Consider the following 24,520-nt stretch of genomic DNA (forward strand, 5'->3'; position numbering starts at 1 on the left):
GAGGCTACGATCAGCACATGATCGTAGCCTCCCTGATTTTCGCCCTCATTGCCGGCTTGTTGCACGTCTACATCTTCAGCATGGAGTCCATCACCTGGACCCGGCCGGCCACGTGGAAGCGCTTCAGCGTAGCTTCCCAGTCCGACGCCGAAACCACCAAGCCCCTCGCGTACAACCAGGGTTTCTACAACCTCTTCCTCGCCATCGGGGCGCTCGCCGGGATTGTCGTCGTCGCGCTTGGTCATCCGCAGGTGGGCTGGACCCTCGTCTTCAGTTCGTGCGGCTCCATGCTGCTGGCGGCAATCGTGCTTGCCTTGAGCGGCAAAAAGTACCTCCGCCCCGCGGTTCTTCAGGGCACGACGCCGCTACTCGCCGTCGTGCTCGGAATCCTGGCTGTAGCGCTCGGCTAAGCGGAACCCTCGCTCACTTCTTGTGAGCGAGCGTTGATCAAAAGGGCGTCATATGTGAGCGAGCGTCAGACGAGGCAAACGCTCGCTCACGTATGTGCCCTCCAAGCCCGTCGCTCGCTCACTTATGCGGGCTTTTGGGGTGACGCTAGCTCACCCGAGGGCTTGCCCGTCAGCACCCTGAACCCTAGCTCGGCATTGAATCCGTGGATCTCCCGCGTATCCAGCGCCGACATGAAGGCCAGGATCTCCTCCGTGATCACCTGCCCGGGAACCAAGACAGGGAATCCGGGCGGGTAGGGGGTGACGAAGGAAGCAGACACCATTTCCTCTCCCGCGGCGACCCTTCGCGCAAGGTCGGCCGCACTGAAATATTCGCAGGAGCCGGGCTTGTAGCTCTCGAAGTACGCCGCGCGCATGTTGCCGTCCGGCGTCTGCCCATCCACCCGGAATCGTTCGGCGAAGCGGCTGAAGTCCGGCAAGGGTGGCGGCGTGCTGGTCAGCGCTGCGACACGGGCACGGCGGGCCCGCTGGCCCAAGCCGCTTAGGCCGGATTGCTCGTCTTCGAAGGTCTCGGCCAGCTTGACCAGGACCTCGACGAGGTAGGCAACGGCACTCCGCGAGGTGCCGATGTTGGTCATGAAGAGAACGCTGTTCCTTGATGTTTTGTTGACCTGGATCCCGTACTTGTCCATCAGGTAGTCGTGCTTGAAGGTATCGCCGTCCACGCCGGTGAGGCCGATGTGCAGGGTCAAACGGCTCGGATCAACAACGAATTCGTCCCGCTCCCAGGCCTCCGACATGGCCGCCAGCCCGTCCCGGAGCGGCATTTGCCGGCTGGTTTCGCGGTACTGCGCAGGTATGAGGTCCTTGGTGCCGAGGACGCGGAAGTACTTCTTCAGCAAGGGATGCCTCGCCACGGCCTGGGCGATGCTGACGGCGAGATCTGCCTGCCGTTGCACGAGCTCGTAGCCTTCGAACTCGACCTGCCTCCGTCCCATGTCCAGGGAAGCCAGGATCTGGTAGTTGGGCGAGGTGGAGGTGTGCGTCATGTACGCCTCCCGGAAGCTCTCCTCGTTCAACTGACCGAAGTCCTGGTCATGGATGTGGATCATGGACCCCTGCCGGAGCGAAGTCAGGGTCTTGTGTGTCGACTGCGTTGAGTAGACCCTCAGACGCGCCTTCGCCGGGTCGGGCAGGAGCCGCGTCTTCAGAAGAAGCTCATCGCTCACGGGCCCGACGCCGGAACCCGGGCCGCCGCCGTCGGGCTCGCCGCCGCAACCGGCTGCCGCCCCGCCCGCCGCACCAAGCGCGCGCAACTGCTCGGCGTGGCGCCGGGCGTAGGCCGGATCCGCGAATGATTTTTCGAGTGACCGGGCCGAAGCCATGGCAGTGCGACGGCGGTAGATGTGGTGGAAGCCCGCGAACGCGAACCAAGCCTCATCCCACAGGAACACCAGGTCCGGTTTGATGGCGAGGCACTCCTCCATCACTCGTTCGACGTCGTACACGATGCCGTCGAACGTGCAGTTGGTGAGGGCAAGCATCTTGACCTCGTGGAGCCTGCCTGCCCGGCGGTAATCCAGGAGCATCCTTTTGATGCTTTCCAAGGGAACAGCGCCATAGAACGAGAATTCGTTTAGGGGGTAAGCGTCCAAATATGAGACTTGCGCGCCGGCCAGCATGAGGGCGTAGTGGTGCGATTTGTGGCAGTTCCGGTCCACCAGGACAACGTCGCCGGGTGCCAGGATCGATTGGTGCACGATCTTGTTGGCCGTTGACGTTCCGTTCGTGACAAAGAGCGATTTCTGGGCGCCAAATGCCCGGGCCGCCAGCTTTTGGGCCTGTTTGAGGGAGCCATGCGGATCCAGCAGGGAATCGAGCCCGCCGGACGTGGCCGAGGTTTCGGCAAGGAGCAGGTTGAGGCCATAGAAGTCGCCCAGATCGTTGATCCACTTGGAATGGATGACTGATCCACCCCTGGACACCGGCAGGGCATGGAAAACGCCGGCGGGTTTGCGGCTGTATTGCTGGACCGCGTGGAAGAACGGTGCCTCATATCGTTCCGCGATGCCGGCCAGCAAGGACAAATGGAGCTCCAGGCCATCCTGGCGGCGGAAAATCCGGCGGAATTGGCGGGTCAAGGAACCGGCGAGTTCTTCGATCCCCACTCCCGCCACAAGGTAGAGATCAAGCTCGGGGCGAAGTTGGCCCAGCTTCTCAGCCAAGCTCAAGATGCGGTCCAAGGGGCGCTCGGGGAGCGACTTCCCCAAGAACCTGCCCAGGAAGCTGCGCAGATCCCGGCTCAAGCGCTGCCTGCTGTTGGGGACGAATCCCGGCCGCAACACACACGCCTGGATGTCGGGGTTGAGCAGGATAGCCACGATGGCGTCCTCGAAGCTCGGCACGAACACGAGCTCGTAATTGAAGGCGTCGGCGGGGCGGCGCTGGCTGAGTAATTCTGCTTGAAGGGCTTCACGGTCGGCGCCGGAGACGTCATCGATCACGAGGACTTCGAACCGCTTGCGCGATTCGGCGGGCTCTTCTACCCGGTCCGCTTCGCGTTCGGTCTCCGGTGAGGGTTCCTGGGCGTGTTGGTTGTGGCCAGCAACGCGTCGCGCGACCGGTTCGATGAGGCTTAGCGCCTCAAGGTACTCCCCGGCTTCCAGGATTCTCCGCAATTCCGTGACATATTGCTGGCCCGGAGACGCCCAATACATTTCAAGGGATTCCAGCAGTGGCAACAACCTTCGGACATCACGCGGCAGTTCCCGCGGCGGGCGGACACCTGCGAGGGGCCGGGCGCCGGCAGAGAGCTGTTTGACGGCGTAGCCAAGGAACTCCCAGGCATCGGCGCGCACCCGCCAGGCGCTGCTGGGGACCTCGCCACCGGCCTCTGAATCGTCGTCGGCGTTTGGCCTCGCCGCCAAACCGAGCCCAAGCGATTCGCCGCCGGCAAGGGCGGCTGGAGTGAGAGGGAATGAGGCTGACTGCACTGTCGCGAAATCGGCGCGTGCCACGATGACTCCTTTGTCATGGATTGATAGCACTCTCTACTAAACGCCGCGTCGCGTCGCGGCGTACGGCAATTGTTCGGGTTGCCGTCTGGGTTTCCAGATGTGAGCGAGCGTCGGGGAAATTGGCGCCATAGCTGAGCGAGCGTTGGAGGATTTGGCGTCACAGGTGAGCGAGCGTTGGAGCTACCTTTCACGCCACAGCGGCAGCGGGACGACGCTCAGGCTACGTCCGGACTCGTCCAACACGTGGCCGAGGCGTTTGTAGTTTCGGACCACGGCTTGCCGGGAGATCACGGCGCTCCCGGGCGCGCGCTCCGCCAATTCGCGCTCGTGGGTCTGGACCTCCAGGTAGTCGCGGACCCAAAGTGTCACGAGCAGATTCTGGGCACCCAGCACTTGGGCGCTGAGCCTGCAATTCGGCAGGGCAGCGAAGTAGCGCCCGACGGCGTCAACATGGTGGGCGGGCACGTTGAGGATCAGGCCAACTTCCCTTAGTCCTTGTTGGGCGGAAACGGACGTATCGCACCTCAGCGTCATGTAGCCGGACGCGAGGAACCGCTCCACCCGCCGTCGTGCCGTTTGGGGAGAGACGCGGCAGGCGGCTCCCAGTTCCGCCCAACTGGCCCGCCCGTCCCGGGCCAGTTCCTCCAAGAGGGACGCATCCAGCCGGTCGGGGGCGTAGGCGGCCGGGGCGGGCAGGGGTCCTGCCGACATGAGCCGGGCCCGCGCCGGTTCGAGGGTGCCGCTGCGCCAGTCGGAAGCCTGCCGGTACAGCTTGGTGACGAAAACGACCTCGCGGTGGGTCACTCCCGGCAGCCCCGCGAATGAGCCGGTGACGATGTCCATGAGCTCTTCGTGGCTTGAGGCGAAACAGTCCACGAAGAGATCGTGCGAGCCAGACACCAGCGAAACGGTGCCGAATGCCGGCTCCGCGCACAGCTTTTGGACCAGGGCTTCATTCTCGCTCGGAAGTGAAGAAAGGCTGATGAACGCCGACCAGCCCGCACTCAAATAGCGCGGACCCGGGGCCGGAGTGATCCACGCTAGTCCCTGCTCAGCAAGGGAGTTCCAGCGGCGCGCGACGGTAGGCCCGGACAGCCCGAGGGCGTCCCCAACGCGGCTCCAGTCGGCACGCGGATTGATCTGTAGCGCATTGACGATTTCAAGATCAGTTTCGGAGATCATGGCTGATTCCTTCAAAATTCGCGATTCTCAGAGGATTTCAAACAAATTCCTTGCCAGTGTAGACGGCGGATCTAACGTTGTGACTCGGATCACCCGCTCGCATCCAAAGTCCCCCAACACTCAAGGAAGCACATGGCAAGCAAGACAGCACCTCCAGCGACGGCGGCCGTCGCACGCCGGACCATCACTGGAATGATCGTGGCGATGGCCCTGATCGAATCGCTCAGTGGCGTCACCCAGGGTTACCTGAACCCCATCCTCCCCGCCTTGGGGCCGACCTTCTCAATCGACGACCCCACCATCAACGGCATCTTCTTGATTTCCAACGTGAGTTTCGCCGTATTGACGCCGATCATCTCGCGGCTCGGCGACAGCTACGGCTACAGGCTCGTACTCCGCTGGTCGACGGCGGTGGTCGCCGCTGGCGTGATCATGATGGCGCTGTGGCCGTCGCTGTGGACGGTGACAATCGGCGTCGTCATGCTCACATGCGTGGTCGGCTTCATCCCACTGATGATGGGCATCTTGCGGGTAAGCAGCTCGGCGCAGACCCGCACCGGAGTCAGCGTGATGATCGGCATGCTCATGATCATGGTCGGCGCAGGCGGCCTGCTTGCCGGGATCATCGGCGTCGACGATCCCACCCTCGGATTCTGGGTGGCGGTGCCGTTCGCGGTTGTGGGGCTGCTTTGCTCCTTTGTCCTGCCCGACGCCGGAACCCCCACCCGCGAGGGGCTCGCCCTGGTGCCGCTCCTGGCGTGTTCCCTCGGACTGATCGGCTTCGTGGTGGCCCTTTCGATGGGTCCGGACTGGGGTTGGCTGGATGCGAAGACCCTCGGATCCGGAATCATTGGCCTCGCGCTGTTGGCCTACTGGGTGGTCCTGGACGCTCGCGACGCCAACGGGAAGCGCTTCATGGACCTGCGGATGCTTGCTATCCCGCGGATCCGGACGGTCTCGCTGGCCACCTTCTTCTTCGGTTTTGCCTCCATCAGCTACTTCGGCACCAACGGGATCTTCCTGTATTCAAACCCTGACAAGACCGGCTACGGCTTCGCGCTGAGCCCGCTCATGATCGCCATCGTCCTGGCCGCCGCATCGGTGCTCTCGCTGCTCTCCTCGCTTCTGACCTCAAAGGCCCTCAGTCTGTTCGGCGAACGAGCCACCCTGGTATTCGCCGGTCTTCTGCTGGCAGGCGGCTTCCTGGTCATGGCAGCTGCGCACGGCTCCCTGGCCGGTTACTGCACCGGATTCGCCATGTTCAACCTGAGCCTTGGCATCTACCAGGCGGGGACCCGGGCACTGTCCGTGGAAGGCGTTCCGCTGGAGGAAACCTCGACGGCCGCCGGCCTCAACGAACTGGCACTGTCTGTTGGGATCGCGGTGGGCGCCGCCGTCGTGAAGCTCATCTCCTCGTCTTCAGCGCAGTCCGGGCACATCAGCGAGGGTGGGCTCCTGTCCATCTGGATTGCGCTCGCCATCGCGGCCCTGATCGCTGCGGCAGCCGCCGCCCGTTACCCGAAGCGGCACGCAGCGGCGACGGCCGCATGAAAGCCGCCGCCATGAAAGCCGGGTCCCCGTCCACCGCAGGGACCCGCACGCTCTCTTCGGCCGCCGTCGAGCGCTGCGTCTCTGCCGCACTGGAACGCTGGGCGCCGGAAATCCTTGGCCTGAGCCACGCGATCCACGCCGATCCCGAACTCAGCGGGCAGGAGTTCCGGGCCGCCAAGCGTGTTAGCCGGCTGCTCCGGAGCGCGGGCTTCAGCTTTGACGGTCCGCAGCCGCTGCTCCCTGCTTCCTTTAGCGCGACGTTCGGGACGGGTGAACTAGTGGTCGCATTGTGCGTTGAATACGACGCATTGCCGACCATCGGGCATGCCTGCGGACACAATGTCAACGCTGCCTGTGCTGTGGGGGCGGCACTCGCGCTCGCCTCCGTCGCCGACGAGCTCGGGATCACTGTCAAGGTCCTCGGCACTCCGGCGGAAGAGACAAACGGTGGCAAGGTCGATCTCATTGGCGAGGGCTTCTTCGAGGATGTATCCGTGGCAATGATGGCCCATGCCGGCGCCGAGGACGTGATCGGCGGCTCGTCCTTGGCCATGGGTATGTGGGACGTGCTCTATGAAGGGCGCCCTGCACATGCCGCGGCCGCTCCGTCGGAGGGGGTCAATGCCCTCGATGCGCTCGTGGTTGCGCAGATGGCCATTGCCTTGGCACGGCAGCAACTTCCGCCCGCCTCGGTTGTTTCGCTGATCGTGACGGAAGGTGGGAGCGCCGTCAACGTCATACCGGAGCGGGCCCGGGCGAGCGTGGAAATGCGTTCACCGAGCCTCAAAAACCTGCGAACCATCGAGGAACGAGTGCGGCGTTGCCTGGAGGCGGGCGCACTTGCAAGTGGGAGCACGCTCAAGGTCACGCCCACGGGCAATGCCTACGCTGAACTCAGGCAGGACCTGTACCTTTCCGAGGCCTACCGGGAAGCGATGTCCGCCCGAGGGAGGGCTGTTGCGTTCAACGAAGATCCAGTAGCTTCCACAGACATGGGCAACGTCTCGCAACTGGTCCCAAGCATCCATCCGTTGCTCGGCTACGACGTACACGGGGCCGCCCACCACACCGCCGAGTTTGCTGCCCACGGCTCGTCCGCCTCCGCGGACCGGGCGGTCTTGGACGGCGCCTTCGGCCTGGCCCTGGCGGCCTGCGCGGCGGCCAGCGATCCGCGGCAACGGGAACGGCTGCTGAAAATCGGTCGCTAAACGACGCGACCGTGGGTGCGGCTCCACAGCTGCGTTCCGGAACGCAGCGCTCGGGCCGCACCCACGAATTCACGCCTCCGCCCGCTCTGGTTCCCGCCGTCGAGCGGGCGGACAATGGTCTCAGCAGTTCGCAAGGGAGTGCAATGGGATTCTCGAGGCAACAAAAGACGTCCGCGGGCATGGCCGCATTTGGCCTCTCACGTGATCCCGTGATCGATCTCGCCCGGTTCTTCTGCCTCATTCTGGTGGTGCTCTCGCACTGCATGATGGTCAGCCCGGTCCTGCACCCAGACGGCACCGTCACCACCGAAAATACGCTCATGGAACAGCACTGGTTCGAACCCGTCCTGTGGGTGTTCCAGGTGATGCCGCTGTTCTTCGTCCTCGGCGGCATTACGGGACTGGAGTCATGGCGTCGCTTGCGTGCGCGCGGCGGCTCCGGCGTCGACTACGCGCAGCTGCGGCTCTTGCGCCTCATCCGTCCGGCAACTGCGCTGCTGGCCTCCATGTTCGTGGGGCTGTGGGCCGCGCGGCTACTTGGCGTCGACCCGGAAGTGGTCCAGCTCATCGTGACGGGCGCGGGCATGCCCTTGTGGTTCCTGGCCGCGTACCTCGCTACTCAACTGAGCGTTCCCCTGCTGGCCCGGTTGCACGGACATTCCCCGTGGTTGACCCTCAGCGGGCTCGTGGCGGCCGTGATCACCCTGGACTCCCTGCGCGGGGCGTTTCCGATGCTCGCCTTCGTCAACATGCTCTTTGTGTGGTGCGCGGTCCAGCAATTCGGCTTCTTCATTGCCGACGGCATCTTCGCTGGACGCAGTAGGGGCTGGTTCGCGGGGTTGATCGCGGGCAGCAACCTCCTGCTGGGGTTCGTGACCGGGATCGGGGTCTACTCCGGAAACATGATCGTGGACTTGAATCCGCCCAACTTCTGCATGCTACTGCTGGGCCTGTCGCAGGCGGCAACCCTCCAATTGCTGCGCCCCGGCCTTGCCTGGGTGGCTGGCGTGCGCTGGATCCGTTGGTTGGTGGCCGTCGCGGGCCGGCGGTCCATGACGGTCTATCTGTGGCATTTGCCGCTGCTCGCAGCCATGTCGGGGCTGCTTCTGCTCACTGACTTCCCCAAGCCGGCGGCCGGTACAGCCGAATGGTGGTGGGCCCGCCCGCTGGTGCTGCTCGGCGTCCTCCTGCTTTTGCTCCCGGTCCTGCTGTTGTGCGGCAGACTTGAAGAGCGCCCGACGGCGGCCATCCACGCGCGCGGCAGGACGCACGTCGCGGTGGTGACTGCCGGCGTCGTGGTCTTCATTCCGGTGGTGGACGCCGCCTTCAACGGACTCACGCTGACCCTTCTCGGCGGGGGAGCGGCGTGCTTCGCGCTGGGAGTGTTACTGCTGGGACGGGTGCCGGCCGGAGTCCTTTCCGCCGCGGTTCCCGATGCCCCTGCGGTGCCATTGCCAGAGCCCGGTTTACGTGCGAATCTCGACTCATGACTGAGTTCACGGATTCAACCGCAGAGTCGTTCAGCCCGGACGTCACAACGGTCAGGAACGACAAATTCCACCGCTACGAGCTTCTTGTTGACGGTGAAGTAGCCGTGATCTCGCAGTTCATGGACAAACCCGGCCACATCGACTTCCTCCACACCGAGACGCGCTCGCAGTTCAAAGGCCGCGGGCTGGCCAAGGTCCTGGCACATTTTGCCCTGGACGATGTGCTGGCCTCGGGCAAGAGGATCATCCCGCATTGCCCGTTCATCGCCGCCTATCTGCGCAAGCATGAGGGCTACGATCTCGACGTCGATTGGCCGCCGGAACCGCCGGTGGGGGAACCGGACAACGATTAGTCAGGCGCCGGGCTGTGCTGCCGCAGCACACCGGGCGCGTGCCCCTGTGCGTGGCAAAGGCAATGGCATACAGCGCACGCAGCGTGAACCCCGTCCCTGCAATCAAGGGTCAGGTAGAACACCTTGGGCTTTCCGTTGCGGTCCCGGGCCTTTCCCTCGCGGTCCCTGGGCATGCGTTGAATCATCTGAACTTCCCGTCGAGTGGTCTTTATTGAGTGGCCGTGTCATTGATAAGTGGGCGCGGACGGGGAATCGTGACGCGGTTTTGCCAAGATCTATTGTTTGAGCGCGACAATGGCGTCGTGTTCGTCGCGGATTGCCCGGCCGCGGGACATGCCTGTGACCCCCATGGCGCTAACAAGCTCGCCTCCGTGCCAGTGATCGGAGGCACTGACCAGGTACGAAAAGCTCAACATCGCTGATTCCCCGGCCGTCAACGTTCCGATGTGCAATTCCCCGTCGTGGGGCCTGGAAGTGTATTCAAGGCTCTCCATTCCTTCATTGGTAAAGGAGCGGGGTATGAGGCACACATCGCGGAGTTGGACCTTGGAATCATTGATGATCCATGCCGTGAAGACAATGGTCTCGCCTGGGGCCGCCACCGACTTGTCTGCCCCGTAAACGAGGACAACTTTCCCGACATGTTTCTTTGGGGCAAGCGGTCCTGGGCGGAGTCGGTTCATGTCAGTTGAGTGTGGTTCGGGGCGGAATCGTGTTGCAGCCGGTCAAGCTCGCTGCCGTTGAGTAACCAGGTTCGAAGTAAGATTCAAGTCACAAACTCTGTTGCTGTCACACTGGGGTGCTATGGGGCAAGTTTCGGGGGACGGTTCGAATGGCGAGGACGCGTCGTTGGCCGTTGGGCACAGCGACCCTCAAATCATGGCCATGGTGCGTGACGGCGATGCTTCCGCCTTCGATGTGCTGTTCCAGCGACATGTGGCAGCGGCCCAGTTTGTTGCCCGCGCCCAGACGGACAATGCCAGTGACGCCGACGACGTCGTGTCCGAGGCGTTTGCTTCGATTTTCCAAGCCCTCACTGAGGGCAAGGGACCGGACCAGTTCTTCCGCTCCTATCTCCTGACTGCCGTGCGGCGAATTGCCTACGACCGGAACCGGAAGGCCAGGCGCACCCAGGTCGTGGGCGACGTTGACGCCTTGGATACCGTTGCCGTCGACGCGGACACCGTTCTAGACGCCTTTGAGTCCAACACCATGGCGAAGGCGTTCAAGTCGCTTCCGGAACGCTGGCAGGCGGCCCTCTGGCACGTCGACATCGAAGGCCTGAAACCTGCCGCCGCCGCACCCTTCATCGGATTGAGCCCCAACGGCGTCTCCTCGCTCGTGATCCGGGCGCGTGAGGGGCTTCGGCAGGCCTACTTGCAAAATCACATCAATGTGGCCAGCGACGACTCATGCGTTGAATTTTCGAGCCAGCTTGGAAAGTACGTCCGCGGCGGCCTGAAACGTGCGTCGCACGAAAAGGTCAAGGCCCACTTGGACGAGTGTCCGAAGTGCACGGCTGTGCTGGTGGAACTCAACGATGTCCAGGCAGGCATGAGGGCGCTTGTCTTCCCATTGGTGGTCGGGGTGGTCTTTACACCGGCAGTGACCGCCGGATTTTTCCCCGGATCCGTACTGCTGGAGGCGCTTCTTCCCGGAGGAGTTCTTCCGGAGCCATTCCTTCCCGAGCCGTTCCTTCCCAAGACGCTCCGTCCAGGGAGGCTCCTTCCGCGAGGGGTCGAACCGGCCGCCGCCGGACTGGGGTCGGTGGGTGGATTTTGGACGATGGCAGTCGCCGCATTGGTCATGGGCGGCCTAGTGATTGGGGGCATCCTCGCGTGGCTGGGGCAGACCGGCCCGGCGCCACTCGCTGAAGCCGATGTTCCGAGTAGCGCGCCGTCGGTCCAACAATCCGTGCCGGAACGGCCCCCGACGGCACCGGCGGCACCCGCACCGAGCTCTGCGGCGACGGCGGACCCGTCCGCTATCGCGGCGCCGCAAGCTCTGGAGCCCGCGCCAATCGTGCCGGAAGCGGTTCCTATGCCGCAGGAGACGGTCAGGGTGGTTGATTCCGGAACCGTCATCACGAACCCCATTCGGCAGACGGGTTCGTTGACCATCCACAAGTATGAGAAGCCGGCCACGCCGAGCAATCTGCCCAACGACGGAACGGCTTTGACCGCCGCGCAGTTGCAGGGACTGACGCCGATGGCGGGGGTGACGTTCACGGTGCAGAAAGTGAACAACATTGACCTGACGACGAATGCGGGCTGGGCTGCGGCGGCGGCCCTGACTCCGGTCCAGGCCGCGGCGCAGGCGGCCACCCCCGGTTCCCCGGCGACGACGGACGGGACCGGGACGGCGACCCTGGGGAACCTTCCCTTGGGCGTGTACCTTGTGACGGAGACCGGCTACCCGGCCGGTGTTACTCCCACGGCCCCGTTTCTGGTGACACTCCCGATGAAGGACCCGGTCAGCGCGGGCTGGATGTATGACGTGCACGTCTACCCGAAGAACGCCGTGACCGGGGCCACGAAGAGCGTTAACGATGCCTCGGTCGTCAAGCTCGGCGACACAGTGCAGTGGACCATCACGTCCGATATCCCCAACGTCAGCCCGATCGACGGATACAGGATCGTCGACAAGCTCGATCCGAAGCTCACGTACACCAACTCGACCGTGGCGCTTTCCGACAACACCGCTCTGGCGTTGAACACGGATTACACCGTCGTGTACGACACGGCCACAAATACCCTCACGGTCGACTTCACCGCCAGCGGGCGCGCCATTCTGGCCGCCAACCCCACGGCCAAGGTCCTGGCCACGGTGAATTCCACCGTCAACACGGTCGGTGAGATCACGAACACGGCTCTCTTCTACCCGAACGCGGCCAGTTTCAACATCGCCCCGGGCCAGCCCGGCGGTCCGGTGGTCATGCCTCCCGTAAGCACCACCAAGTGGGGCAACATCGTTTTGCACAAGAAGGACTCCCAGAGCTCGGCAGCCCTCGCCGGTGCCGTTTTCTCGGTGTATCGGAGCCAGGCCGATGCCTTCGCCGGCACCAATGCGATCAGCGTCGCCGACGTGAACTCCTGGACCACCGATGCCAGCGGCAATCTGGTGATCTCCGGACTGCGGTATTCCAACCGGGCCAACGGAACGGACGTCAGTCCGGGCCAGCCCGGTTACAAGTCGTACTGGCTGGTGGAGACCAAAGCTCCGGCCGGATACGCACTGCTCGCCCAGCCGGTTGAAACCGCGGTGACCAGTTCCGACCCGTCCGCCGTCACGGTCACGGTCGGCAACGTCAAGCAGAACGCCGGATTCCAGTTGCCGTTCGCCGGCGCGGGAACCTGGGCCGTGCCCGCAGGCGGGATCCTCGTGCTGGCCGGTGCAAGCCTGTTCATGGTCACCGGCCGCCGGAAGCGCAACGAAGCAAAATAAGCACTCCGCGGGCGCCGAAGAATGACCCAGCCTCGCGCTCCGAAAATACTTTCCAATTTTCGCGTCACGATCCGCGAATAGCTCCCACTGTTTCAGTGGGTGGCCGTTTCTCCCCGGTTAATTCAAAAAATTGAATCTGTTTTCTGCGACACGAATCGCGGGAAGTGCGCACTTGAAGGCTAGAGACCACCTGCGTGCCTGCTCCCGAAAGTGATGTCAGAAAAGCCCATGAAGCAATCCCTTCCAGCCAAGCTGCTGGCGATTCTCCTCACTGCCACGATATTTTCCTTTGGCCTGGGCAGCGCCCTGCCTTCACCCGTGTATGCGACGTCGCCGGGTAACCCGGGCGTGCCTCAGGCAGCTACGCCGGTTTTTACCGAGGACTTCAACAATCTTCTGGATACAACCTCGCTGGGGGCGAAGTCATACTCGGCGGCCGGGTCAACGACATACGTGAGTCAGACTGGCCAGACCTATACGGGATCGCCCAAATGGATCGACGGATACCGCTGCAACGGTATCATTCTGAACTACTCCAATTCGGCGGCTCCCTCTTGGGCTCTGTCCGGTACGAGTCCCTCGGACTCCGGCGTCAATGGTCGGTGCTCGAAGTCCGGCTGGTCTAACGGCTACCAGTTCCTGCGGATGCTGGCCTTGGCGATGGGGCAGCAGTTCGCTCCTGGTTCGCCGTCGACCTACAACGTGGTGGGCTCCTACACGGAGTGTCAGTTTTTGATGTCCAACTACGACTGTGACGTCTTGCCGGTTGGCCCGAATGTCGCCACCGGTAGCGTCATGTTCAAAACCGCCCAGCCAATCGCGACGATCCCCGGTCACTACTACGCCTTCAGCATCAATACCGCGTACATGAACTGCGGGATCCCGGGCGGTGACCCGGGATACCAATTCGCCACCGTTGATCCGTCCACCGGTGCGGTCATCAGCAACCTCGGTGCTCCGCTCAACGGCTGCTCGTCGACCAGCAGCCCGAACGTGAAGACCTACACACAGACAGTGATAAGCGATGTCGGCGGACCGTTCGGCACCGTCGCCAGGGCCGTGAACCTCGCTTCGATGACCACCAACCAGGCATTCCAGGCGACCGGCACCAGCATCGGCCTGGAAATGTACAACACGAACGGGGCCACCAACGGCAACAACGGCGCGTTCAGCAACATCAAACTCGTGGACGCGACGCCTCAACTGGACAAGTCGTTCAGCCCGGCATTGATTGTTCCGGGTCAGACCTCGACGGTAACGCTGACGGTGACCAATACGAGCGAGCTGAACACGAAGAGCGACTGGAACATCACGGACACGCTACCTGCCGGCGTCGTGATCGCACAGGACCCCGCGATCGGTGGGACCTGTTCCCAGGTGGCGGGCGCCCCCTTCGTCAAAACAGGAGTTCCCGGATCAGGTGTCTTCACGGCCACGGGCGGAGATCTCGCTCAGGGCCAATCGTCCTGCACCATCACGTTCAATGTGACGGCATCCGCGGAGGGGACATATGTCAACGGCCCCGCCAACATCGTGACCAACCTCAACCCTCCAGCGAACGCCACCCTGACCGTTCGGTCACCCCGGATCACCCTGACCAAGGCCCTCGGCGCACCCCGGCAGGCGCCAACGGACCAGTTCACCGTCCAGCTACGCACGGGTGGCGCGGCCGGCACGGTGGTCAACAGCACCGCGAACTCGACCACGACCGGTGCGGGATCGTCAGTAACTGTGGGAACCGGCACCACAGGCGCCTACGCGGCCACGGCCGGAACAACGTACACCCTGACCGAAGCGGCCGCCGGAACGGCAAACGTTGCGTACTACGCCAGCACCATCACCTGTACGGACTCGTCCGGCTTGCAGCCCGGGTTGCCGAATGGCGGAACTTTCACCGGATCGCTGGCCATCACGCCGGTGGCCGGGGCGAACATTGCCTGTACCTTGTCAAACAGCGCACTCGCAATGCCCATCATCAACGCAGCCAAGCAGGCAGGCGCGGTCACCGGTCCGGATACGAACGGCAACTATGTCGCCAACTACACCGTCACCGTCTCCAACACCGGCTCTGCGGCCGGCACCTACGGTGCCCTGACCGACACCCCGGCGTTCGCCCCGAACCTGGCTGTCACGCGTGCTGCCTGGACAACGTCCGGGACCGGCGCTCCTGCCGGCGGCTCGTCCCCGACCCCCGGCCCATATTCGCTGGCCCAACCGGGAATCGCCATCGGCCCGGGAGTCACGCACAGCTTCAACCTCGCGGTGACGTTCCACTACACAAACACCAACCAGCCAACGGCCTGCGCCGGCCCCGGGACCGGCCTGTTCAACTCCATCTCCCTGCCGGGAGGCCAGGAACAAGGCCCGACGACGGACAACTCCGCCTGCGGTTCCCTCCTGCCCAATTTGGTGGCCTCCAAGAGCGTGGATCCGGCGGCCGGGACCATGGTCCAGACCGGGCAGGCTCTGACGTACACGCTGACCTTCGACAACACGAGCGGTACCGCCCCGGCCCCTGTCGGTTACACCGACTGGCTCGGGGACGTTCTGGATGCTTCTTCCTTTGTGGCCAACTCCATCAACACGACCACCACGGGAGGTGTCGCCCTCTCCGTGGCCGACACCTCCGCAGCGGCACCACCGACCCTGGCCATCACGGGCACCGTGGCTGCTGGCGCGAAGAGTGTTGTGACGTATCAGGTGAAGGTCAATAACGTTGGCAGCTTGGCTGATGGGTGGCTGGAGAACTACCTGACACCGTCGACGGTGCTGACGCCGCCGGAGTCCTGTCCTGCCGGGAATACCACGTGCACGATGAATCCGGTGGGTGCGTGGACGGTGGCCAAGTCGGCGTCCCCGGCGTCGGGGGTGTATGTGAATCCGGGCGATCCAAGTGCAAGCAGGGTGATCACGTATTCGGTGACTGCCACGAATTTCACCGCCAACCCGGTCACGGGTGTGGTGTTGAGCGATGACCTGGGCCAGGTGTTGAACAATGCCGTGTTCACTGCCGATCCGGTGAATGGCGGTCACCCTCTCTTGGATCCGGAGCCCGGTCCTGACAACAAGCTGGCCACGCTTCCGTTCACGCTGCCGGGCTATGGCACGGTGGTGCTGAGCTACTCGGTGACGGTCAAGCCGGACGCGTGGCTGGTGACGTTGAAGAACAGCGTTACCGGCAACGGGGCCGTCCCGCCGACACAATGCGTTACGGGCAGCACGGCACCGCTTGATCCGGCGTGTGTGACGGTGCATCCGACGTCGGGGCATGTGTTCGTGCAGAAGACCGGGCCCGGGACTACCCGGGGTTCCACCAGCCCGTTGACCGGCTCGGTCTTCGAGATCCGCAATGACACGGCCGGGGCGATGGGGTCGACGGCGGCCGGGATGAACAGCCCCGTGCCCGGCTCGCCCGGGCTGATCGAGGTCAGGAATCTGGTTCCGGGAACGTACTGGCTGCTGGAGACCAAGGCCCCGGACGGGTACTCGTTGCTCGCGACGCCGGTGAAGTTCACCCTCGCCCCCAACGGCAGCATCACTGTGGACGCGGTCACCGCGGGCGGGGCGGTGACCGCGAACGGGTCGACGATCATCGTGACGGATGTGACGGCCGTGAAGCTGCCCACCGCGGGCGGCCCAGGAACGGCCGGCCTCTTCGGAGCGACCCTCTCAGGGCTCCTGCTCCTCATGATTTCCCTCGCCCTCATCATCTTCAGGCGAGCGAACAAGTCCCCACAAACCCAGACTCCTTAGCGCAGCTCGGCGCAAATCAATGGGGGAAACAAGAAAGGAACACGATGAAATCATCGAAGGCGAGGCGCAGCGTAATAGCCTCCCTGGCCGCAATAGCCTCAGCAAGTATGCTTGCCCTCGGAGCCGGAGGTGCACACGCGGCGAACACCGCGAACATCGATCCGTCAAAGACGGGGTCGTTGACCATCCACAAGTACGAGAAGCCGGCCACGCCGACCAACCTGCCTAGCGACGGAACGGCCCTGACCCCGGCCCAGACCGCGGGACTGACGCCGTTGGCGGGGGTGACGTTCACGGTGCAGAAGGTGAACAACATTGACCTGACGACCAATGCGGGCTGGGCTACGGCGGCTGCTCTCACTCCGGCCCAGGCCGCGGCGCAGGCGGCGAGCCCGGGCTCGACGGCCACGACCGATGCAGCCGGGACGGCGACCCTGGCGGATCTTCCGCTGGGCCTGTATCTGGTGACGGAGACCGGTTACCCGGCCGGTGTGACTCCTTCGGCCCCGTTCCTGGTGACCCTTCCCATGACGGACCCCACCGGCGGGAACGGCTGGATGTACGACGTGAACGTCTACCCGAAGAACGCCGTGACGACAGCCACGAAGAGCGTTAACGATGCGTCCGCCGTCAAGCTCGGCGATACGGTGCAGTGGACCGTCACCTCCGACATTCCAAACGTCAGCCCGATCGACGGGTACAGAATCGTGGACAAGCTTGATTCGAAGCTGACGTACACCGACTCGACGGTGGCGCTTTCCAACGGGCACGTGCTGACGCAGGACGTGGACTACACCATGGTCTTTGATACGGCCACGAACACCCTCACAGTCGATTTCAAACGTGCCGGCATGACCCCTAGCGGCCCGATGATCTTGGAAAGCTTCCCCACCGCGAAGGTCCTGGTGACGGTGAACACCACGGTGAACGCGGTCGGTGAGGTCACGAACACGGCCTTGGTCTACCCGAATGTGGCCAGCTTCGCGATCGCCGCGGGCCAGCCCAACGGCCCGGCCGTGACCGCGCCGGTGATCACCAAGTGGGGCAACATCGTCCTGCACAAGAAGGATTCCCAGAGTTCGGCGGCCCTGGCCGGTGCCGTGTTCTCCGTGTATCCGACCCAGGCCGATGCGCTGGCCGGGACCAACGCGATCAGCGTCGGAGGTGCCAGTTCCTGGACCACCGATGCCAGCGGCAACCTGGTGATCTCCGGCCTGCGCTATTCCAACTGGGCCAACGGGGCAACGGTGAGCCCGGGGCAGCCCGGTTACCAGTCGTACTGGCTGGTGGAGACCAAGGCCCCGGCCGGGTACGCGCTGCTTGCCGAGCCGGTCGAGACCGCGGTCACCGGCAACGATCCGTCGACCGTGACGGTGACGGTCGATAACATCCAAGTGAACGCCGCTGGATTCCAGCTGCCGCTCACCGGCGGCGTGGGAACCTGGGCCCTGACCGCGGGCGGGATCCTCGTGCTGGCAGGGGCGGGCCTGTTCACGGTCACCGGCCGCCGGAAGCGCAACGAAGCAAAATAAGCACTCCGCGGTGACCTGCACCCCTTGATGCAGGGTATGGGGCATCCACCAACTGGTGGATGCCCCATACTGCTCCCGTCCATCAAAGCAAGAGGCCCCAATGACTCAGACCCTCGAGGAATTCATGGAGGGTTCCGAAACCGGACCGAAAGACCACCCCGGGCACCCTAAGACCCGCAGGGTGTTGCGTGGGCGCACAAGCATCCGGCGCGGCCGTATTGACCGGAGATTTGTCACGATGATGGTCATCGCGGCCATCGGGCTTGGCCTGGTCCTCTACCCCCAGGCAGCAGACTGGTTCAGCTCTATCTCGCACAACAGCAAACTTTCCGGCTACGCACAGGAAGTCGACCAGCTCGAACCTTCGGCCCGGACGAAAGTGTTGGACCGGTCACGCGAATACAACTCCCGCATCCCCACCGGACAGCTGCGGGACCCCTACTCCGCTCACGCCCCCGCGACGGCTTTAGGCGGTCAACTGTCGGACTACCAAAGCCAGTTGAACGTAGCCAACGACGAGGTGATCGGAAGATTCCGCTACCCCTCCGTGAAAATCGACCTTCCGGTCTTCCACGGAACCAGCGAGGAGGTCCTGGCCAAGGGAGTCGGCCACCTCTACGGATCCTCCCTTCCCGTAGGTGGACCCGGAACGCACAGTGTGCTGACTTCGCACTCAGGAATCCCCAACGCGGAACTCTTCAACCCCCTCCACAGCGCGAAAACGGGTGACATCTTCTCCACCGAAGTCATGGACCACACCTTCCTGTACAAGGTGAACAAGATCGAGGTGGTCAAACCGGACGACATTTCCTCACTGAAAATCACCGCAAGCCAAGACTCCATCACCTTGATCACGTGCACCCCCATCGGAGTCAACTCACACCGGCTCCTGGTCCACGCCTCCCGGATCGCAGACATCCCCAAAGAGGCCCCCGAACAGAAAACCCTGGCAGGACGCCAAACCAACATCGGATTCCCGTTCTGGGCGGTGTACTTCATCGGCGGACTGCTGGTGTTCTACCTGGCTTCCCGTGCGTGGGACCGCCGACCCAAGCGATGAGTAACAGCGCTCCGGGCACGCAAGGGCCTGAGGCGCGCCCACCCAAACGCTCCAAACAAGGAAGGCACCACAATGGCCACACAATTCAATCTCTACGTTGACGCGGATGCCTGCCTGAGGTTCCAGCTCGTCACCGGAAATGGAGACGTGCTGCTCACCTCCAATGCTTTTGAGGACGAGGACGCGGCAATCGCAGCTATTTGGTCAGTGCGCGAGGCCGCGGCCAACGGGCGCATCGTTGATCTCACCGGCTCGTTGGCGGAAACCACCCCGCCGGCTACGTCCTAGCCTGGGCATTGAGCCAGTCGATATCGGCTTCCGGAAATATCCTGCGAAGTTTGCGACACGATTCACACCCCAGCAACACATAGTTAGTGCCTGGCATGCGAGGAGTGAGATTCCTCGCGGACCTGTTGGGGGCCGCTACCGAGGCGTCCTTTCTCCATGGACCGCATGTGAGGCAGTGCCCCGTGCAGTCGTGTGGCCCCCCATGCGACCCACGGCCCGGGGCAAGTGCAGGGGTCCAAGGATCCCTGCACGGCGTGCGGCTGGATCTGAGACCCCCAGCCGCACGCCACTCCGGGCGTCGGCCGATGGACGCCCGTCAGCGCACGACGCGCAGGGTGCGCACCTCGAACGGCCGCAGGCGCAGCTCGCCACCGAGGCGCGCATCGTCCAGGGCGTCCTCGATGAGGCTCACTTCACGCACCTCGCGGTGCGGGAAGTCGACCGACAGTTTGCCGTTCGTGCGACGACCGAGCGACTCGTAGACGCGCACGATAACGTCGCCCGAGCTATCGTCAGCGAGCTTCACACCGGAAACGATGATCCCTTCGCCCTGGACCGAGACGAGCGGCGCGACGTCGTGGCCGCCGCGGACGACGGTGGCCGGGGCGTTCAGCTCGATGCCCGCGCGGGTTGCCTCGGCGGGACCAGCGCCGATCACCATGCCGATCGTGATGACGTGCCGTCCGTGGTCGGCGTCGGGGTCTGGGAAGCGCGGTGCGCGGAGCAGCGAGAGCCGAACCGTCGTCGTCACGGCGTCGTCCGCCACCTCGCGGGAGGTGTCGTAGCCGTAGATCGAGTCATTCACGAGGGCGACGCCGAAATCGGCCTCTCGCACCAGCACGAAGCGGTGCATCGACGTCTCGAACTTCGCCGCCTCCCAGCTCGTGTTCGTGTGCGTGACGCGAGATTGATAGCCGAACTGGGTCTCGGCCTCGGAGTGTGCCGCCTGCACGTCGAGCGGGAACGCGAGCTTGAGCAGCTTCTCGGTCTCGTTCCAGTCGATCTCGTTGACGATCTGCAGCGTCCGCGAACCGGGCGCGAGGGTGATCGTCTGGGTGATGGTCGACTTGGAGAACGCGCGCTCGATGACCACCTCGGCGCCCGCCCCGGTGAGCCGGGAGCAGATGCCGGTGACATCGCGCAGCTCGGTCATGCTGTTGCGGTAGTAGCGGTCGATGTCCCAGGCGTCCCACATGTTCGGGAAGTCCTGGTGCAGTTGCAGCAGGTTCGCAGCGCGACCGTCCGCGACGGCCTCGCGCCCTGTCCCGAGGTCGACCGCAGAGACGACGAGTCCTTCGTCGGAGATGCGCACACGCACAAGCGCGTTCTCCAGCACAATACTCTCGCCGTCGTCGTCGAGCGTGACTCGGTCATCCGAGGCGACGGCCGCGGTGGCGCCGAGCGGCAGCGGACCGGCAACCGACGCTGGCGAGAACACGAGCTCACGGTCGCCGTCTCCGGCGAGCGAGCGGCGGGCGGCATCCGAGATCGCCCGAGTCCTGGCGATCACGTCTTCGAGGACGGAGACCGCCTCGCGGTGCACCCAGGCGATGGAGGTGCCGGGAAGGATGTCGTGGAACTCGTGCAGCAGCACCCGCTGCCACAGTTGCTCGAGTTCGGCCTGCGGGTACGCGGTCCCGGTGCGGACGGCATCCGTCGCCGCCCACAGTTCGGCCTCGATAAGTGCGTGCTCGGCGCGGCGGTGGCGCGACTTAGTGCCGTGCTGGCTGGTGAGGGTGCCGCGGTGCAGCTCGAGGTACAGCTCGCCGACCCAGACAGCCGGGTGCGGCAGCTCGGCCTTGGCGGCGTCGAAGAAGACGTCGGGGTGTTCCCAGACGACCTGGGCGCTGCCCTCGAGGTTCTGCAGGCGTCGGGCGCGGCCCGTCATCTCGCGGGTCGTGCCGCCGCCGCCGTCACCCCAGCCCACGGGCGCGATCGACCGGGAGCTGAGCCGGTTCTCTTTGAACTGGCGCGACGCCTTGGCGACCTCCGTCCCGCTCAGCTGCGAGTTGTAGGTGTCCATCGATGGGAAGTGCGTGAACATCTGCGAGCCGTCGATGCCCTCCCACAGGAACGTGTGGTGCGGGAAAACGTTCTGCTGGTTCCAGGAGATCTTTTGCGTGAAGAACCACTCGAAGCCGGCGCGGCGCATAAGCTGCGGCAGTGCCGACGAGTAGCCGAAGCTGTCGGGCAACCAGACGCCCTTCGAGCGGATGCCGAACTCCCGATCGAAGAACCGCTGACCGTGCGAGAACTGCCGCACCAGCGACTCGCCCGTCGGCATCACCGTGTCCGACTCGACCCACATGCCGCCGAGCGGCAGGAAGCGACCGTTGGCCACAGCGGCCTTCACCCGTTCGAACACCTCGGGGCGGTGCTCCTTGAGCCACGCGTACTGCTGCGCGCTGGACATGCCGTACTGGAACTCCGGCTGCTCCTCCAGCAGCGCCGTCATCGACGACGAGGTGCGGGCGACCTTGCGGATCGTCTCGCGGACCGGCCACAGCCAGGCGGAGTCGATGTGCGCGTGGCCGATGGCCGAGATGCGATGGGCGCTGGCCTCGGCGGGAGCCGCGAGCACGACGGCGAGCTTCGCGCGGGCGTCCGCAGCGGTCGCGGTGATGCGCTGAAGGTCGAGCACGTCCAGGGCATCATCCATGGCCTGGAGGATGCGCATGCGCCGCGGCGAGGTGGGCGGAAGCTCGGCCTGCAGTTCGAACAGGACGTCGAGGTCGAGCGACAGCTCGAAGAGCTCCCGCTCGAAGACGGCGAGATCCATCCGGCGCGCGCGGTAGAGCGGCTCCGCAGACGAAGTGAGGATGTCGCCCTCCTGCGTCGGGAGGAAGGGATGATAGTCGAGCAGCACCGGATTGGATGCCGCTTCGAGGTACAGCTCGACGGCCTCGTCGCCGTCGGCCGCGTCGGTGATCGGCACCCACTGGTTCCGCGGGTTGATGCTCTTCACCGGAGTGCCGTCGGCACGATAGACGAGCGCCTCGCACTGGAAGCCTGTCATGTTGATGTCGAACCCGAGGTCGACGACGGCTTCGACCGTGCGCCCTGCCCATTCGGCCGGCACGCGACCGGTGAGCCGGAACCAGGTGGTGCCCCAGGCGGGGCCCCATGGCACTCCGACGGAGCCCGGCGCGTAGTCGAGCGCGAGCCCGTCAGCGGGGCTGATCGGCTCGCCGTCGAGCTCGTTGATCTCGACGGCCAGAGGCGCGGATACCGAGTGGATCGCCGGACGGATGCGCTCCTCGAGGACGCGTTTGACGCGACCGATGGTGAGCGAGGCGTCATCATGCATGGGCTGTTCTCCGGGCTTGGCGCTGAGGGTCTACTAAAACGCTCGAGAGCTAGATCATCGGGTCCGTCATCCCTTGACGCTTCCCTCTTCGACGCCCTTGAAGAACCACTTCTGCAAGAGTGCGAAGAGCAGGATGATCGGCACGAGCGCGATCATCGTTCCCGCTGCGATCACGCGTGGATTCGCCGCGAAGTTGGAGCTGAGATATTGCATCCCGACGGTCAGCGTGTAGTTCGCAGGATCTGAAAGCACGACGAGTGGCCAGAGGAAGTCGTCCCACGCGCCGATGAAAGCGAAGAGCGCGACGACCGAGACCATGCCCCGCACGTTCGGCCAGACGATGTGACGCAGGCGTTGCATCGTGTTCGCGCCGTCGATGGTTGCTGCATCCAGCGTGTCCGCCGGGATCATGCGGCAGGCGGCCGTCATCAGCAGCACGTTGATCGCCCCGATCGCCCCGGGGAGGAACACACCCCAGAGCGTATTCGCGAGCCCCAATGACTTCACCGTGAGGTACTGGCTGGTCAGGGTGACCTCGGCCGGGATCAGCAACGTGGAGAAGAAGATCGCCAACACGACCCACTTGAAGCGGAACTTCATCGTGCCCAGCGCATAGCCGCCGAGTGTCGCGAACACCACGGTGGTTATCACTGTGCCGACGCCGACAAGGAGGGAGTGCCAGGCGTAGTCGACCACCGGAATCGTGCGGAACACCTCGGCGTAATTGTCGAGGGTCGGCGCCGCCGGGATCAGCGAGGGCGGGAAGTCGTAGATGTTCTCTGGCGCCCCTTTAAGCGAGGTCGACATCTGCCAGAGGAAGGGGAACACCATGAGCGCCAGCACGCCGAGAAGCATCGCGTACTTGCCGATCAGGCCGCCGAGCGATGGCTTCATGATGTCCGCCGAACCGCGGGTGCGGTAGGGATTCTCCCGCGGTGGCTTCACCGTTCCGCTCGTCTGCGTCGCAGTCATCGCTGGACCTCCTGAACCGTCGCCTCGCGCTTGATCTTCGCGGCCTTGACCGCGCGCCGGCTCGCCAATGCTTCGCGGATGGTGTCACCGTTGTTCGCGATCCCGACGATCAGCAGCGGAACGAGGGTCAGCAGGAACAGCACCAGCGAGATCGCGGATGCGTAGCCGACCTGACCGTTCAGTCCCTTGCCCATCGACTGGATGAGCATCACCATGCTCATCGCCCGCCCGCCGGGTCCCCCCGAACCGTTGGAGAGCACGTAGAGCTCGGTGAAGACGCGCGACGCCCCCACGCACACCAGCACCGACACGAGCATCATGGGTCCGCGTACTCCAGGGACGGTCACCGACCAGAATCGGCGCCAGCGGTCGGCGCCGTCCATCGCCGCCGCCTCGTGCAGCTCGCGGCCCACGTTCCCGAGGGCCGCCAGGTAGACGACCATGTAGTAGCCGAGCCCCTTCCACACCGTCAACCCGATGGCACATCCGATCAGCAACCAGCGGTCGGAGAGGAATTCGACCGGACGGTCGATGAGGCCGAAGAAGTTCAGGGCGGAGTTGATCGTGCCGCTGCCGGAGAAGAGGAACTCCCAGACGATCGCCACGACCACGGCGGAAGCGATCACCGGGAAGTAGAAGGTGGTTCGGAAGAACCCGATCGCCGGCACCTTGTTGTGCACGAGCAGTGCGAGCAGCAGCGGGAGGAATGTCAGCAATGGCACGCACACGACGACATAGATCAGCGAGGTCGTCAGCGCGTAGCCGAAGCGGTCGTCCTCGAGCATCTTGTCGAAGTTCGCGAAGCCGACGAACTCCGCTGGACGAAGGGGGCGGGCATCCGTGAACGCGAGTGCGATCGTGTTCAGGAATGGCCAGAGCGCGAACACGACCATCCAGATCACGCCGGGCAGCACCAGTAGGTACGGTGTGTACCAGCGCTGTAGTCTCATGAG

The 24,520-nt window shown here is 64.2% G+C and carries 16 protein-coding genes; 10 read left to right on the forward strand and 6 right to left on the reverse strand.

Annotated features, from left to right (window positions below; all coding sequences use genetic code 11):
• The first annotated feature begins 17 nt into the window (after positions 1–17).
• Positions 18–410, forward strand: a complete 393-nt coding sequence (locus NFJ07_RS10015) for a DUF1304 domain-containing protein (protein ID WP_269994028.1) — start codon at positions 18–20, stop codon at positions 408–410.
• Between the two features lie 122 nt (positions 411–532).
• On the opposite strand, the gene NFJ07_RS10020 is transcribed toward NFJ07_RS10015, so the two are convergent.
• Both NFJ07_RS10020 and NFJ07_RS10025 read right to left on the reverse strand, forming a co-directional pair.
• Positions 533–3,337 carry an aminotransferase class I/II-fold pyridoxal phosphate-dependent enzyme gene (locus NFJ07_RS10020; protein WP_269994246.1) on the reverse strand — a complete coding sequence of 935 codons (2,805 nt, stop codon included), beginning with the start codon at positions 3,335–3,337 and terminating at the stop codon, positions 533–535.
• A 270-nt stretch (positions 3,338–3,607) separates the two neighbouring features.
• A complete protein-coding gene (locus NFJ07_RS10025) occupies positions 3,608–4,609 on the reverse strand; it encodes an Lrp/AsnC family transcriptional regulator (RefSeq protein ID WP_269994029.1) in 1,002 nt (333 codons plus the stop codon).
• Positions 4,610–4,741: 132 nt separating this feature from the next.
• Here NFJ07_RS10025 and NFJ07_RS10030 point away from each other — a divergent pair, with 132 nt between their 5' ends.
• The 4 genes from NFJ07_RS10030 (at position 4,742) to NFJ07_RS10045 (ending at position 9,211) form a co-directional block, all read left to right on the forward strand.
• Positions 4,742–6,160 carry an MFS transporter gene (locus NFJ07_RS10030; protein ID WP_269994031.1) on the forward strand — a complete coding sequence of 473 codons (1,419 nt, stop codon included), beginning with the start codon at positions 4,742–4,744 and terminating at the stop codon, positions 6,158–6,160.
• A complete protein-coding gene (locus tag NFJ07_RS10035) occupies positions 6,157–7,368 on the forward strand; it encodes an amidohydrolase (protein WP_269994032.1) in 1,212 nt (403 codons plus the stop codon). The genes NFJ07_RS10030 and NFJ07_RS10035 overlap by 4 nt, the downstream gene beginning before the upstream one ends.
• Before the next feature lie 143 nt (positions 7,369–7,511).
• Positions 7,512–8,858: an acyltransferase family protein gene (locus NFJ07_RS10040; RefSeq protein WP_269994033.1), complete on the forward strand. Its 1,347-nt coding sequence runs from the start codon at positions 7,512–7,514 to the stop codon at positions 8,856–8,858.
• Positions 8,855–9,211, forward strand: coding sequence for a GNAT family N-acetyltransferase (locus NFJ07_RS10045; protein WP_269994034.1), 357 nt, complete (start codon positions 8,855–8,857; stop codon positions 9,209–9,211). The genes NFJ07_RS10040 and NFJ07_RS10045 overlap by 4 nt, the downstream gene beginning before the upstream one ends.
• Positions 9,212–9,486: 275 nt before the next feature.
• Here the strand turns inward: NFJ07_RS10045 and NFJ07_RS10050 are convergent, their stop codons facing one another.
• On the reverse strand, positions 9,487–9,894 hold the full coding sequence (locus NFJ07_RS10050) for a hypothetical protein (RefSeq protein WP_269994035.1): 408 nt from the start codon (positions 9,892–9,894) through the stop codon (positions 9,487–9,489).
• Positions 9,895–10,015: 121 nt separating this feature from the next.
• Between NFJ07_RS10050 and NFJ07_RS10055 the strand changes: the two genes are divergently transcribed.
• The 5 genes from NFJ07_RS10055 to NFJ07_RS10075 all read left to right on the forward strand — a co-directional run bounded on the left by NFJ07_RS10055 (position 10,016) and on the right by NFJ07_RS10075 (position 19,288).
• The gene (locus NFJ07_RS10055; RefSeq protein WP_269994036.1) at positions 10,016–12,655 is read left to right on the forward strand and encodes a SpaH/EbpB family LPXTG-anchored major pilin; all 2,640 of its coding nucleotides are present in this window, start codon (positions 10,016–10,018) and stop codon (positions 12,653–12,655) included.
• A gap of 228 nt (positions 12,656–12,883) precedes the next feature.
• Positions 12,884–16,408 carry a DUF7927 domain-containing protein gene (locus tag NFJ07_RS10060; protein ID WP_269994038.1) on the forward strand — a complete coding sequence of 1,175 codons (3,525 nt, stop codon included), beginning with the start codon at positions 12,884–12,886 and terminating at the stop codon, positions 16,406–16,408.
• A gap of 44 nt (positions 16,409–16,452) precedes the next feature.
• Positions 16,453–17,940 (forward strand): SpaH/EbpB family LPXTG-anchored major pilin, encoded by a 1,488-nt coding sequence (locus tag NFJ07_RS10065; protein WP_269994040.1) that lies wholly within the window; start codon positions 16,453–16,455, stop codon positions 17,938–17,940.
• Positions 17,941–18,040: 100 nt separating this feature from the next.
• Entirely contained in the window at positions 18,041–19,000 is a 960-nt protein-coding gene (locus NFJ07_RS10070; protein ID WP_269994042.1) for a class C sortase, read from the forward strand.
• A gap of 72 nt (positions 19,001–19,072) precedes the next feature.
• Positions 19,073–19,288, forward strand: a complete 216-nt coding sequence (locus NFJ07_RS10075) for a YegP family protein (RefSeq protein ID WP_269994043.1) — start codon at positions 19,073–19,075, stop codon at positions 19,286–19,288.
• A gap of 316 nt (positions 19,289–19,604) precedes the next feature.
• Here NFJ07_RS10075 and NFJ07_RS10080 read toward each other — a convergent pair whose 3' ends face one another.
• The 3 genes from NFJ07_RS10080 to NFJ07_RS10090 form a co-directional block, all read right to left on the reverse strand.
• Positions 19,605–22,595 (reverse strand): alpha-mannosidase, encoded by a 2,991-nt coding sequence (locus NFJ07_RS10080; protein ID WP_269994045.1) that lies wholly within the window; start codon positions 22,593–22,595, stop codon positions 19,605–19,607.
• A gap of 66 nt (positions 22,596–22,661) precedes the next feature.
• Positions 22,662–23,567 carry a carbohydrate ABC transporter permease gene (locus NFJ07_RS10085; RefSeq protein WP_269994047.1) on the reverse strand — a complete coding sequence of 302 codons (906 nt, stop codon included), beginning with the start codon at positions 23,565–23,567 and terminating at the stop codon, positions 22,662–22,664.
• Entirely contained in the window at positions 23,564–24,517 is a 954-nt protein-coding gene (locus NFJ07_RS10090) for a carbohydrate ABC transporter permease (RefSeq protein ID WP_269994049.1), read from the reverse strand. Before NFJ07_RS10090 ends, NFJ07_RS10085 begins: the two co-directional genes overlap by 4 nt.
• Between the last annotated feature and the right edge of the window lie 3 nt (positions 24,518–24,520).

Source organism: Arthrobacter sp. B2a2-09, from assembly GCF_027587375.1.
GTDB lineage: Bacteria > Actinomycetota > Actinomycetes > Actinomycetales > Micrococcaceae > Arthrobacter.